This window comes from Oribacterium sp. HCP28S3_H8, assembly GCF_052064775.1.
Classification (GTDB): domain Bacteria; phylum Bacillota; class Clostridia; order Lachnospirales; family Lachnospiraceae; genus Oribacterium.
Map to the genome: position 1 here is coordinate 277,235 of NZ_JBQHUZ010000001.1, position 14,404 is coordinate 291,638.

Sequence of the window (14,404 nt, forward strand, 5' to 3'; positions counted from 1 at the left end):
GCAAGCGGTCATATACAAAGCGGCGGCTTGCAAAGCTAAGGCAACCATGAAACGATTTTTTGAAGTATTTGAAGCTCTGACGTTAAGTCCGGAGACGGAACAGCTCTTTACAGATGCGGCTGTAACACGGGTCACCATGTCCCGTGATCGAAGCCAGATCCGGATCTATATCCTGGCAAAGCACCTCATCGGAAAAAAGCATGTCCGAGAGGCGGAAGCTGCCATCAAAACCCAGCTGTTTCCGGGAAAGCGTCTCGGGATCAAAATCATAGAAAAATTCAAGCTGTCCTCTCAGTATTCTGCGAGGACTCTTTTTGATATGTATAAGGACTCCATTTTTATGGAGCTCAAGGCATACGACATCCTCCTTTACAATATGCTCTCAATTGGAAGAATCGACTGGAAAAACGATGATACCATGTATCTCACGATTCCAAACTCGCATCTTTATGCCAAATCCGAGCCGGAATTTATCCGTGTCATGAAAAAGCTTTTTGAGGATCGCTGCGGCGTGGAATTTGAGATGGAGCTGATCTATGAGGAGCGGGCAGCAAAGGATGCGAATGCCTATGCCCGGAGAGAAATCCCTGCCGAGCTGCGTGGTCAGACTCCGGAAACAATAAAAGCTAAGGATGCTGCAAGAGCCGGTGCCGGTCGCGCCATGCATGCCGGCGAGGGCTTCTTGCATGCTTCGGATCCGTTTAACATGGAGGGCGCGATGAAGGCTGCCGGAGGCAGTGCGGAGCTCGCAGCTGCCGGTATGCGCATACAGCACGGCAGTGGAAAAGCTGCGCCTGTGGCAAGTCCCTCTATGAAAGCCAGCGGTAATACAGCTCCCGGAGCAATGTCGCAGGATCGCGGCTTTGATAAATCCGGACGGAGAAAGTTTGCCTTTAAGCGTTCGGAGTCAGAGGAGGTTCTGTACGGACGGGATTTCATGGATGCTCCGGTCCGGATCCAGGAGGTTAGTGAAGCCTCCGGTACCGTAGCCGTAGGCGGAGAAATCATGACCGTAGACGAGCGCAGAACCAGAACCGGCAAAAATATCCTGTCCTTCACGATCACCGACTTTACGGATTCCATCGCCTCCAAGATCTTTGTGGATGATGAGGACCTGGATGCAGCACATGCCTTTTTAAAGCCCGGCTCTCAGATCCTCGTAAAGGGAGTCATTGAATTTGATACCTTTGACCATGAGCTCGAGCTGTCCCACGTCTATGGCATCAGGAAGTATCACATCGAGAAGACAAAGCGCAGCGACAACAGCAGGAACAAGCGCGTGGAGCTGCATTTTCATACCAAAATGTCCGATATGGACGGCGTATCCGATATTTCAGATTATATCGATACTGCCGTCTCCTTTGGCATGCATGCTATGGCGATCACAGATCACGGTGTGGTGCAGTCCTTCCCGGATGCAGCTCTCCATCTTAAAAAGATCGGGCATGACAAGGATTTCAAGCTGATTTATGGTATGGAGGGTTACCTTGTAGATGATCTGCAGACGATCGTTGTAAACGGCAAGGGGCAGTCCCTCGATCAGGAAACCGTGGTTTTTGATATTGAGACTACCGGCTTCAGTGCTAAAACCGACCATATTATTGAAATCGGTGCAGTTAAGCTGAGAAATAACGAAATCGTTGACCGGATGGATATTTTTGTAAATCCAAGGGTTCCGATCCCGTACCGGATTACACAGCTTACCTCTATTGATGACAGCATGGTGATTGATGCTGATCCGATTGAAGTTGTTCTGCCTGCCTTTCTCAAGTGGTGCGGCGATGCCGTGATCGTAGCGCACAACGCGGAATTTGATACCGGATTCATTCGCGCCAATGCAAAACGCCTGGGACTTCCCTATGACCCGACCATCGTAGATACCGTAGGTCTGTCACGTCTGCTGCTGCCGCAGCTGAACCGGTATAAGCTGGATACGGTGGCAAAGGAGCTGAAGGTGTCTCTGGAAAACCATCACCGCGCGGTGGATGATGCCGGCTGTACTGCTGAAATTTATATTAAGGAAATCCTGATGCTCAAGAACCGGGGTGTAAAGCTGCTCTCGGAGATTGATTCTCTGGAATACGATCATGCAGCCAGCGTCATGAAGCTGCCGACCTATCATATCATCCTGCTTGCCAAAAACGATATCGGGCGGATCAATCTGTACCGCCTGGTGTCCGAGAGTCATCTGCATTATTTTAAAAAGAGTGCCAGGATCCCGAAGTCTCTTTTAAAGGAGCATCGGGAGGGATTGATCATCGGTTCCGCCTGCGTCATGGGCGAGCTGTTTCAGAACATGCTGCGTGGTGCGGATGAGGCGACGCTGCTCTCGATTGCCTCCTTTTATGATTATCTGGAGATTCAGCCGCTTGGAAACAATGACTTTATGATCGGGAATGATAAGTATGCGGCATCCTCTAAGGAGGATCTTATCAACTATAATCTTAAGATCATTTCGCTCGCAGACCAGCTGCATAAGCCGGTATGCGCAACCTGTGATGCGCACTACGTAGATCCCGAGGATGACATTTACCGTAAAATTATCCAGGCGGGGCGGGGATTTGAAGAGGAGGAGAGCGATGCCTGCCTTTATTTCCGTTCCACGGATGAAATGCTTAAGGAGTTTGACTACCTGGATCCAAACCGCGCAAGGGAGGTTGTGATCGATAATCCCAACAGGATTGCCGATATGTGTGAGGTCATTGCTCCGGTGCGCCCGGACAAATGTCCTCCCATCATCGAGCATTCAGATGAAACGCTGCGACAGATCTGCTACGAGACGGCTCACCGGATGTACGGTCCGAAGCTCCCGGAGATTGTCGCCAATCGTCTGGAAATCGAGCTTACTTCGATTATCAAAAACGGATACTCCGTTATGTACATCATAGCGCAGAAGCTCGTGGACAAGTCCAACGAGGACGGATATCTCGTAGGCTCCCGTGGCTCCGTCGGTTCCTCCTTTGTCGCCACCATGGCACATATTACCGAGGTAAACCCACTGAGTCCGCACTACGTCTGCCCCAAATGCTTCTGGTATGACTTTGATTCGCCGGAGGTCAAGGCGTACTCCGGCATGGCGGGCTGTGACATGCCGCCGAAAAAATGCCCGAAGTGCGGCGCAGAGCTGAACCGCTGGGGCTTTGATATCCCATTTGAAACCTTCCTTGGATTTAACGGAGACAAGGAACCGGATATCGATCTGAATTTTTCCGGCGAATACCAGGCGAAGGCGCATGCATATACCGGCGTGATCTTTGGTGAGGGACATACATTCAAGGCCGGAACCATCGGAACGCTGGCGGATAAGACTGCCTATGGCATGGTGAAAAAGTACTATGAGGAGAAGGGTGTTGCAAAGCGGAATGCCGAGATTGACCGTTTGGTGCAGGGCTGTGTTGGTGTCAGGCGTACGACAGGACAGCATCCGGGAGGTATTGTCGTACTGCCGCACGGAGAGGAAATCAATACCTTTACACCGGTACAGCATCCTGCCAATGATATGGAATCTCCGATCATCACGACGCACTTTGATTACCATAAGATTGACCATAACCTCCTGAAGCTGGATATCCTCGGACATGATGATCCGACGATGATCCGACGCCTGCAGGATCTCATCGGGATTGATCCGGTAAAGGACATCCCGCTGGACTGTAAGGAGGTCATGAGTCTCTTTCAGTCGACCGAAGCGCTGCATATCCGCCCTGAAGACATTCACGGCGTAAGACTGGGGTGCCTTGGTATCCCGGAATTTGGTACGTCCTTTGCCATGCAGATGGTGGAAGATACCAAGCCGAAATATTTCTCGGATCTCCTGAGAATCTCCGGTCTCTCCCATGGTACGGATGTTTACCTCAACAACGCACAGGATCTGATCAAGAGCGGAGTTACCACGCTGCAGCAGGCGATCTGCTGTCGTGATGATATCATGGTGTATCTCATGCATAAGGGTCTTGAGCCTGGTGAGGCATTTAAGATCATGGAGTTCACAAGAAAGCATAAGCCGCTGAAGGATGAATGGTGTCAGGATATGCTGGATCATGATGTGCCGCAGTGGTATATCGATGCCTGCAAAAAGATCAAGTATATGTTCCCCAAGGCGCATGCCGCAGCTTACGTTATGATGGCATGGCGTGTGGCGTGGTGCAAGGTATTTTACCCGAAGGAATACTATACTGCGTACTACTCGATCCGGGCGGATGGCTTTGATTATGACAAAATGTGCGGAGGTCTCGACAAGCTACGGTATTATATCGACGAATATCTTAAGAAGCCGTCAATGACCAATACCGAGGCTGTGTGCCTTAGGGATATGAAAATCTGCGAGGAAATGTATGCCCGCGGCATAGAGTTTGCTCCGATTGATATCTATAAGGCTAAGGCAAAGGACTTTACCATCACAGAGGATGGTCGGATCATGCCGAGCTTCACCTCAATGGCAGGTTTGGGAGAAGCTGTTGCGCAGGGCATCGAGGATGGTGCCCGGGGCGGAAAATATCTTTCCAAGGATGACTTTATCAACCGGACACACTGTCCCAAGGCATTTGTGGATAAATTTGCGGAGCTGGGACTGCTGGGAGACATCCCTGCATCCAACCAGATGAGTATTTTTGATTTTATGAAATAATATGCAATACTATGCGGAATGCTGTGGCAAAATCATGCGAAAGTATGCAAATCAGAGCACAGTTGACTTTTTCGCTTTTAAGCGTTAAAGTATTGAGTAATTCTTTTTAAGGAGTACATATTATGGCATCAACAATTGGATTTATAGGTTTTGGACTGATTGGCGGTTCACTCGCCAAGGGACTGAAAAAGAAGCATCCGGAGCTCCGGATCATGGCATATTCGCATAATCCGTCGGAGCTTGAGGTAGCGCAGGAGGATGGTATTGTAAACGTTGTACTAAATGACGCGCTTTCTCCCAAGCTTACGGAGTGTGACATGATTTTCCTGGCAGCTCCGGTAGAGCATAATATCGAGTATCTTAAGCCGGTATCTGAGCTTATGAAGGAGGGCGCAATTCTTACCGATGTAAGCTCCACAAAAACGGAGATCTGCGAGCGGGCTAAAGAATTGGGGCTGGGAGACCGTTTTATCGGAGGACATCCGATGGCAGGCTCAGAGCAGTCCGGATATAAAGCCGCAACAGATTATCTTTTTTCCAACGCTTACTATATTATCAGCCCGATTTCCGAAAACCAGCGTCTCATTGATGCGTTAAAAACCGTTGCTGCGGATCTGCAGGCAATCAGTATCGTGGTAGACCCGGTAAAGCATGATAAGAGCATAGCTGCAGTATCCCATCTGCCGCACATCGTAGCAAGCTCCCTTGTAAACATTGTAAAGGAATCAGATGACAAAAATCATACCATGAAAACCCTCGCCGCAGGCGGTTTCCGTGATATCACGAGAATTGCGTCCTCAAGTCCGGAAATGTGGGAGCAGATCTGCGACACCAATGCAAAGCCGCTCGTGGAGATTCTGGACCGTTATATTGCTATGCTTCAGGGGATATCCACCTCACTTAAAAAGGATACAAGTGACAAGACCATCCTTCACATGTTTGAGAGCTCCCGGGAATACCGCAATTCCATTGATGCCAAAAACAAGGGCGCCCTTACGCCGGATTATGGATTCTCTATTGATATTGCGGATGAAGTAGGTGCCATCTCCACGATTTCTGTGATCCTTGCATCCAAGGGCATTTCCATTAAAAACATCGGCATCAACAATGCGCGGGATCATGGAGAGGGAGCGCTCCGGATTTCCTTCTATCAGGAGGATGCCGAGGAACGCGCAAGAGAAATTCTTACCCATTATCAGTACGATATCCGCGGCTGATCATTGTGAAATATGCATGATAATCTTGTCAGGAGCGATGTTTTTTAGTAAAATAGAGCTAAATACTTCGTAGACTTACAGGAGGAAATGACTTATGAAGGTATATGACACCGGAAACATACGTAATGTGGTACTTTTAGGGCACGGCGGCGCAGGCAAGACCACCGTTGCAGAAGCACTTGCTTATGTTACAGGTACGACAACTAGGATGGGCAGTGTTCCTGAAGGTAACACAATTTCCGATTACGATAAGGAAGAAATCAAGAGAAAGTTCTCGATTTCCACTTCGGTCATTCCGGTGGAATACAAGGGTGAGAAGGGTGAATATAAAATCAACATCCTTGATACACCGGGATATTTCGATTTTGTCGGAGAAGTCGAGGAAGCTGTTTCTGTTGCGGATGCAGCAATCATCGTAGTGAACTGCAAAGCCGGCGTTGAACCTGGTACCGTAAAGGCATGGGAGCTGTGCGAGAAATTCCATATTCCCCGTCTGTTCTTTGCGACCAATATGGATGATGATCATGCATCCTACCGTCAGCTGGTACTGGATCTGGAAAAGCGCTTCGGTAGATCCGTGGCTCCGTTCCAGCTTCCGATCCGTGAAAATGAGAAGTTTGTCGGCTTTGTAAACGTAGTAAAGATGGGAGGTCGTCGTTTCACTCATCTTTCCGATTACGAGGAGTGTGAGATCCCGGATTATGTACAGAAAAATCTGGGCATTGCAAGAAACGCTCTGCTGGAAGCCGTTGCAGAAACTTCTGATGAATTTATGGAGAAATATTTCTCCGGCGAGGAATTCAGCGTTGAGGAAATTCAGAGTGCTCTCCGTGCAAGTGTAAAGACTTGTCAAATGGTGCCTGTACTGATGGGCTCCGGTGTCAATATCCAGGGATTTAATGTACTCCTGCAGGTCATCGAAAAGTACTTCCCGGCTCCGGATGAGTTTGAGACCGTTGGTGTGGATGCATCCACAGGTGAGCGTTTTACGGCAAAATACAATTCCGAGGCATCTCTTACCGCCAAGGTATGGAAGACCATTGTGGATCCGTTTATGGGCAAGTATTCGCTTGTAAAGGTCTGCACCGGTACGCTGAAGCCAAACTCCGAGGCTTACAATGTAAATAAGGAACAGTCGGAGAAGATCGGTAAGGTTTATATCCTGCGCGGTGAAACGCCGGTTGAGGTTCCGGAGCTTCGTTCCGGAGATATCGGAGCAGTTGCAAAGCTCTCTGTAACTACGACGGGGGATACCATGGCGCTGCGCAATGCGCCGATCCTTTACCATGGTCCGCAGTTCTCCAAGCCGTATACCTATATGGCATATCGTGCGGAAAACAAGTCGGATGAAGACAAGCTCTCCACAGCTCTTGCCCGGATGATGGAGGAGGACAAGACCCTCAAAACTATGGGCGATCCGGAGAACCGCCAGTCCCTGATCTACGGTATCGGAGATCAGCAGCTGGATGTGGTATCCAGCATGATCCGTGAGCGCTACAATGTAGGCATCATTTTGGAGAAGCCGCGTTTTGCTTACCGCGAGACCATACGTAAGACAGTCAAGGTACAAGGCAAGTACAAGAAGCAGTCCGGAGGACATGGACAGTACGGCGATGTTATCATGGAGTTTGCGCCAAGCGGTGATCTGGAGACTCCATATGTATTTGAGGAAAAGGTATTTGGCGGTTCTGTGCCTAAGAACTACTTCCCGGCTGTAGAGAAGGGGATCCAGGAGTGCTGCAAGGCAGGTCCTCTTGCAGGCTATCCGGTCGTAGGCATCAAGGCAACGCTTCTGGATGGCTCCTATCATCCGGTAGACTCTTCCGAGCAGGCATTTAAGACTGCTGCATCTCTTGCCTTTAAGGATGGATTTATGCAGGCGCAGCCGGTTCTGCTGGAGCCGATCGTAAGTCTTAAGGTAACGGTGCCGGACAGCAATACAGGTGATATCATGGGAGATCTCACCAAGCGGAGAGGCAGAGTGCTCGGTATGGAATCCATCCATGGCGGTAAGCAGGTCATCAGTGCCGAGATCCCTATGTCCAATCTGTATGGATACAATACGGATCTGCGTTCTATGACCGGCGGTGCAGGTGAATATGAATATGAATTTGCACGCTACGAGCAGGCACCTGGTGATATCCAGAAGCAGATCGTAGAGGAAAACGCGCAGAATCCGCAGCAGTAATTCGGATTCATCCCGGTATTCGTCCGGAGGGATCCGTTAAAGCAGCTACTGTAAGCTGATGCCATACAAGGCGGATACGTTTGTGTCGTGTTCCGATGGGGAGATCGTTTCCTGAGAAAACAGGAAACGGTCTCCTTTTTATATGACTTGACGTTAATTTATGAATCTACTATAGTTATTGAGTATTATTGTACAGATACGGAGGAAGCGAATGATCAGAATTGCAATTGATGCGATGGGTGGAGACAATGCTCCGGAGGCAATCCTCAAGGGAGCTGTTGCATCTCTTGATCTCGTAAAGAACACAAAGCTCTTTTTGTTTGGACCGGAAACGCTTCTCAGAGACAAGCTCGCAGCGATGAGCTATGATAAGGATCGTATTGAAATCATAGATGCACCTGATGTCATTTCACTTCATGAGGCTCCGGTGCTCGCAATCCGCAGAAAAAAAGATTCGAGCATTGTGAGGGCGCTGCATTTCCTGAAGGAAGGTAATGCCGACGCCTTTCTGTCCGCCGGTTCCAGCGGTGCAGTTCTGGCAGGAGGGCAGCTGATTGTCGGGAGGCTCAAGGGCGTACAGCGTCCACCTCTCGGGGCTCTGATTCCGACACGGAAAGGGGTATGTCTCCTGGTGGACTGCGGCGCAAATGTGGATGCCAAGCCTGACTGGCTCGTGCAGTTTGCGGAAATGGGATCGATTTACGTGAAATACATGCTGGGAAAGGAAAACCCAAGCGTGGGGCTCGTCAATATCGGTGCGGAGGAGGAAAAAGGCAATGCCCTTGTAAAGGAAACCATGCCGATCCTGAAGTCACAAAAGAGTCTTAATTTCATCGGCTCTGTCGAGGCGCGAGATATCGTGGAAGGTAATTGTGATGTTGTCGTGGCAGATGCATTTGTCGGAAATGTCGTACTAAAGATGTACGAGGGCGTCGGAAAGATGCTGCTTACAGAGGTTGTCGGCGCCATGAAATCCACACCGGTCTCCCTCATGGGTGCTGCACTATGCAAGCCGGCTTTAAAAAAGACGCTCCGTAAATTTGATGCCAAGCAGTACGGTGGTGCACCGATCCTAGGGCTCAAAGGGCTCGTGGTCAAGGTCCATGGAAACACCGATGGTCGTGAAATCACCCACGCAATCCGGCAGTGCGCGGATTTTGTCAATAACAATATCGTTGCAAAAATAGCTGCTCAGATCGAAGCAGAAGCAGAAACAGAAAACAAGGAGGAGAAGGTATAATGGTTTTTGAAAAATTAAAGGAAATCATCACAAATGAAGTGCCATCCGTGGATGTAGACAAGATTTCCATGGATGCAAAGTTTGCTGAGGATCTCAACATGGACTCTCTGGATGTGGTTCAGATTGTCATGGCGGTAGAGGATGAGTTTGGCATTGAGGTGCCGGACGATGCGGCAGAGAAATTTGCCAATGCCACTGTTGGTGATGTTGTAAGAGAAATACAGAAGGCAACAGGAGATAAGGAAGACTGATATGGAAGATTTAGACAAGCTGATGGATGCGCTTGGCTATCACTTCAAGGATGCGTCACTGCTCAGACATGCGCTGACGCATCCTTCTTATTCCAACGAAAACGGCGACCCCAAGGAAGCCTCCAATCAGAGACTGGAGTTTCTCGGGGATGCTGTGCTGGAACTGATTTCAAGCGTTTTTTTATTTAACAGAAAGCCCGTAATTCAGGAGGGTGTCATGACCAAGGTGAGAGCCGCACTGGTATGCGAGCCTACACTGGCAATTGCAGCTCGTAAGGTCGATCTTGGTGACTACATCATCCTGGGCAAGGGCGAGGCAAGAGAGGGCATCAATAAGAGAGATTCTGTTCTGTCGGATGCCTTTGAGTCTGTAATCGGCGCGATTTATCTGGATGGCGGATATGCGCCTGCAGAGAAATTTGTACAAAGCCTTGTGCTCTGTGACATTGAAAATGCCAGTCTCTACCGGGATGCCAAAACTGTGCTGCAGGAGTACTGCTCCCAGAACCGGATCGAGCTTAATTATGAGATTCTGGAGGAGTCCGGACCCTGCCATGACCGTTTTTTCCGGATTGCCGTTTTCTTAAATGGAGAGCAGTTCGGTGAGGGACAAGGCTCCTCCAAAAAGAAGGGTGAGCAGGGTGCCGCATATCAGGCATTGATCAGGATCAAGACGGAGACAGGACATGTATTTAAAATCTATTGAGATTCAAGGCTTTAAATCCTTTGCCAATAAAACCGTGCTGGATTTCAGCAAGGGAATTACCGGCATTGTCGGTCCCAATGGTTCGGGAAAATCCAATATCTCCGATGCGGTACGATGGGTACTTGGTGAGCAGAAGGTAAAGCAGCTTCGTGGATCCTCCATGCAGGATGTTATTTTTGCCGGTACGCAGCAGCGGCGGCCACTGGGCTTTGCTTCTGTAGCGATCACACTGGATAACTCGGACCGGAGTCTCCCTGTCGACTATGACGAGGTAACGGTAACCCGCCGTCTGTATCGTTCCGGAGAATCCGAGTATCTATTAAATGGTACGGAATGCCGTCTCCGCGATGTAAATGAGCTCTTTTACGATACCGGTATCGGTAAAGAGGGCTACTCCATCATCGGACAGGGACAGATCGACAAGATCCTGTCCGGTAAGCCTGAGGAGCGTCGTGCGCTTTTTGACGAGGCTGTCGGCATTGTGAAATTCAAGCGCCGTAAAGAGCTCGCGCAGAAGAAGCTGGAAAACGAGCAGCAGAATCTGCAGCGTGTGACGGATATCCTGAAGGAGCTGGAACGGCAGGTCGGTCCTCTCAAAAAGCAGTCTGAGCAGGCAAAGGCATACCTTGGTCTCAGAGACCAGCTGATTATTGCGGATTCCAATCTGTTTATCCGCGAGATGAACCAGACTATGAAAAGTCTGGATACGGTAAACGAAAATCAGGATACCGTCAATGCAGATCTCGCCTCCGTACGTAAAGAGTCCGAAAGTCTCACAAAAAAATACGATGAGATAGAGGACAGACTGAAAACTCTTGAGCTTAAGATCACCAAGGCGCGTGAGGAGATCAGCAAATCCGATCTTTTAAAAACCAATCTGAGCGGACAAATTGATGTGCTTAACGAGCAGATCAATACGGAAAAAAACAATGCTCTGCATTATGCGCAGCGGATCAATGCTCTCAAAAAAGAGCAGTTTGATGTTATTTCCCAGATTGAAGACAATCTCTCTCTTTTACACTGGATGAGAGAGCAGCTTACTTTTATTAAAAGCAATAATTCCGGTGAAGTAGAGCACGATAATATTGATCTGGATCTGCAGATTATTGCATCCACCTTGGATGAGGTAAAGCTCACGGTTGCCACCTGCATGGGTAAGGATTATGAGCTTGAGGAGCGTCCGGTAAAGGAGGCGGAAAAGGCTGCGCCAGGTAAAAATGATGACTTTTTAAAAAAGATCGAGGAGCGCCGCGGGGAGCTTAAAAAGCTGGGAAGCAAAATCTCGGAATGGAAAGAACGGATCAGCCAGAGCGCAGATGAAATTGCGCGGCTGGAGCAGGACCTGCATTCGCTTCAGACCGAAATCTTCCGGACCCGTCAGCAGCGGGATGCCGCCAGAAACCGCCTGGAAACCATCCGGAATCTTGCGGAACGGTATGAGGGCTACGGAAATGCCGTTAAAATGATCATGGATCAGCGGGACCGGTATAATGGGATCCTGGGTGTTGTGGCGGATCTTATCGAGGTACCGCGCAAGTATGAAACGGCTATTGAAACCGCGCTTGGCGGTTCGATTCAGAATGTCGTTACAAGTGATGAGCTGACTGCCAAAAACCTGGTGCAGTTCCTGAAGCAGAACCGCTATGGTCGGGCGACCTTCCTGCCGCTTACCAATATCCGGGGGAAACGGGATGAGAGATGCGAGCAGGCGGCTCATGAGCGGGGAGCCATCCGACTCGGCTGTGATCTCGTAAGCTTTGATCCGCAATATAAAACCCTGTCGGAATATCTCCTCGGACGTGTGCTGGTCGTTGACAGCATTGACAATGCGCTTCAAATCCAGCGGAAATATCATCAGCAGCTCCGGATTGTAACCTTGGAAGGGGAACAGTTAAATCCCGGCGGATCCATCTCCGGTGGTGCCTTTAGAAATAATTCCAATCTTATGGGAAGGAAGCGCGAGCTCGAGGAACTGGAGTCCACAATCCTCTCCTTTGAGGAAAAGCTGGAAAAGCAGAAAAAGCAGATGGAGATGGCAGAGCAGTCTCTCACAGCTAAAAAAGCAGCACTGGAAAAGGACAAGGCAGAGCTTGGACAGTTACAGCTGGAAGAAAATACCATGACCCTTGGTATTGCATCCGAGCTTAACGTGGAGTATTCCTCCCTCTCTACCCGCACGGATTTTGTCACAGAAAATTTGCACCGACTGGACGGAGAGCTCGAGAAGGTCTTTACAGAAAAGACAGAGCTGGAGGATCAGCAGAACAACAGCGATTCTGTCCTTATGGAAAAGAACCAGAAAATCGCGGAGCTTAGAGAGCTTATTGCCAATGCCTCTTCCGCTGCGGATACCATTGCAGCGGAAATCCAGGCAGATGAAAAAGATAAGGAAGCACTGCTTACAGAACGGAAATCCTTCTTTGGGCAGAAGGATGAAATCTCGGAACGGCTTCTTAACATGGAAAAGGAGTCTCTCCGGGTACAGAACAAAAAGGAAAAGCTGGATCAGAAAATTGATGCGCTTACCTCCTATATGTTTGAGGAATACAACATGACCTACCAGTCCGCGCTCAGTAAGTACTCCCCTGACTTTGACAATGCAAAGGATCTGCGGGCGACCGTTTCCGATCTTAAAAACCAGATCCGGGGACTGGGCTCTGTCAATATTGACGCGATCGAGCAGTATAAGGAAATATCCGGTCGATATGAATTTCTGAGTGGTCAGTATCAGGACCTGATCGAATCCGAGAAATCCCTGGAAAAGGTCATTGAAGATCTGGACCGTGGTATGCGTAAGCAGTTCAATGAACAGTTTTCGCTCATCCAGCAGCGCTTTAACGAGGTATTTAAAGAGCTCTTTGGAGGTGGTCAGGGTAAGATTGAGCTGGATACGGAGGATCCGGATGTGCTCACTACCGGTATCAGCATCATTGCGGAACCGCCGGGGAAAAAGCTGCAGAACATGATGCAGCTGTCCGGTGGAGAGAAGGCTCTTACGGCGATCTCGCTGCTTTTTGCGATTCAGAGTCTTAAGCCATCGCCCTTCTGTCTTCTGGATGAGATCGAAGCAGCGCTGGACGATTCCAATGTAACCAGATTTGCGCAGTATCTGCATAAGCTGTCAGAAACACAGTTTATTGTAATCACACACCGACGTGGCACCATGGAAAACGCCGACCGGCTCTTTGGTATCACAATGCAGGAGAAAGGAGTTTCCACCTTGGTTTCGGTAGATCTCGTTGCCGACCAGCTGGACGCATAATATGGCAAATTTCTTTTCAAGAATCATCAGTAATCTTTTCCAGTCCAATGAAACCGCGGATGACGAGTTTTATGAAAAGCTGGAAGACGCCATGATCATGAGTGATGTTGGCGTGGATACGACAATGAAAATTATTGACGCTGTCCGTCATGAAGCAGACCGGCAGGGTGTCAATATGACAAAGGATGTAAAGAAAATCCTCCGGGATTATCTCTATGAGCTTATGAGAGTGGACGACTCCTACTATGAGTTTGCGCATCAGAAAAGCATCATCTCTGTCATCGGTGTAAATGGTGTAGGTAAGACCACCTCCATCGGTAAGCTTGCTTATCACTTTAAGCATAGCGGCAAAAGGGTCATCCTGGCTGCCGCAGACACCTTCCGTGCCGGGGCAATCGAACAGCTTGTCGCCTGGGGTGAACGCACCGGAGTCGATGTCATTCACCAGAAGGAGGGCTCGGATCCTGCCGCTGTTGTGTTTGACGCATTGCAGTCCTTTAAGGCTAAAAACGCGGATCTTCTGATCATCGACACTGCCGGACGTCTGCACAATAAGAAAAATCTCATGCAGGAGCTTGGCAAAATCAACCGGATCATTGACCGGGAATTTGCCGAGGGTTACCGTGAGACGCTGGTTGTGCTGGATGCCACCACAGGACAGAATGCCATGAGTCAGGCGCAGATCTTTAAGGAGGCCTGTCAGGTCACCGGTATCATCCTCACCAAGATGGATGGAACCGCAAAGGGCGGCATTGCTCTGGCTGTACAGTCCGAGCTCGGTATCCCGGTGAAATACATCGGCGTCGGTGAAAAGGCTTCCGACCTTAAGCCATTTGATGCTAAGGAATATGTGGACGCGATCTTTGAAAATACCTGAGCAGCAGAATGGGTGTCAATAAAAATCCTTGACAGC

Annotated in this window: 8 protein-coding genes; all 8 read left to right on the plus strand. The window is 49.3% G+C overall.

From position 1 onward, the window contains the following. Positions 1 to 46 precede the first annotated feature (46 nt). Positions 47 to 4,627, plus strand: coding sequence for a PolC-type DNA polymerase III (locus ACTNEN_RS01305; protein ID WP_441204253.1), 4,581 nt, complete (start codon positions 47 to 49; stop codon positions 4,625 to 4,627). A 122-nt stretch (positions 4,628 to 4,749) separates the two neighbouring features. Beyond that, a complete protein-coding gene (locus tag ACTNEN_RS01310) occupies positions 4,750 to 5,844 on the plus strand; it encodes a prephenate dehydrogenase (RefSeq protein ID WP_441204254.1) in 1,095 nt (364 codons plus the stop codon). Positions 5,845 to 5,938: 94 nt separating this feature from the next. Then, complete coding sequence (locus tag ACTNEN_RS01315; protein WP_441204255.1) at positions 5,939 to 8,032, plus strand: elongation factor G; 2,094 nt, start codon at positions 5,939 to 5,941, stop codon at positions 8,030 to 8,032. A gap of 211 nt (positions 8,033 to 8,243) precedes the next feature. Beyond that, positions 8,244 to 9,272, plus strand: coding sequence for a phosphate acyltransferase PlsX (gene plsX, locus ACTNEN_RS01320; RefSeq protein WP_441204256.1), 1,029 nt, complete (start codon positions 8,244 to 8,246; stop codon positions 9,270 to 9,272). Then, positions 9,272 to 9,523 (plus strand): acyl carrier protein, encoded by a 252-nt coding sequence (gene acpP, locus ACTNEN_RS01325; protein WP_441204257.1) that lies wholly within the window; start codon positions 9,272 to 9,274, stop codon positions 9,521 to 9,523. The genes plsX and acpP overlap by 1 nt, the downstream gene beginning before the upstream one ends. A 1-nt stretch (position 9,524) precedes the next feature. Beyond that, a complete protein-coding gene (gene rnc, locus ACTNEN_RS01330) occupies positions 9,525 to 10,229 on the plus strand; it encodes a ribonuclease III (RefSeq protein ID WP_441204258.1) in 705 nt (234 codons plus the stop codon). Then, a complete protein-coding gene (smc, locus tag ACTNEN_RS01335) occupies positions 10,210 to 13,491 on the plus strand; it encodes a chromosome segregation protein SMC (protein ID WP_441204259.1) in 3,282 nt (1,093 codons plus the stop codon). The genes rnc and smc overlap by 20 nt, the downstream gene beginning before the upstream one ends. Position 13,492: 1 nt before the next feature. Beyond that, complete coding sequence (gene ftsY, locus ACTNEN_RS01340; protein ID WP_441204260.1) at positions 13,493 to 14,368, plus strand: signal recognition particle-docking protein FtsY; 876 nt, start codon at positions 13,493 to 13,495, stop codon at positions 14,366 to 14,368. Positions 14,369 to 14,404 lie beyond the last annotated feature (36 nt).

Bases quoted from the DNA above. Each gene is read 5' to 3' on its own strand.
- ACTNEN_RS01305 (WP_441204253.1), top strand. From the start codon at position 47: ATGAAACGATTTTTTGAAGTATTTGAAGCTCTGACGTTAAGTCCGGAG.
- ACTNEN_RS01310 (WP_441204254.1), top strand. From the start codon at position 4,750: ATGGCATCAACAATTGGATTTATAGGTTTTGGACTGATTGGCGGTTCA.
- ACTNEN_RS01315 (WP_441204255.1), top strand. From the start codon at position 5,939: ATGAAGGTATATGACACCGGAAACATACGTAATGTGGTACTTTTAGGG.
- plsX (WP_441204256.1), top strand. From the start codon at position 8,244: ATGATCAGAATTGCAATTGATGCGATGGGTGGAGACAATGCTCCGGAG.
- acpP (WP_441204257.1), top strand. From the start codon at position 9,272: ATGGTTTTTGAAAAATTAAAGGAAATCATCACAAATGAAGTGCCATCC.
- rnc (WP_441204258.1), top strand. From the start codon at position 9,525: ATGGAAGATTTAGACAAGCTGATGGATGCGCTTGGCTATCACTTCAAG.
- smc (WP_441204259.1), top strand. From the start codon at position 10,210: ATGTATTTAAAATCTATTGAGATTCAAGGCTTTAAATCCTTTGCCAAT.
- ftsY (WP_441204260.1), top strand. From the start codon at position 13,493: ATGGCAAATTTCTTTTCAAGAATCATCAGTAATCTTTTCCAGTCCAAT.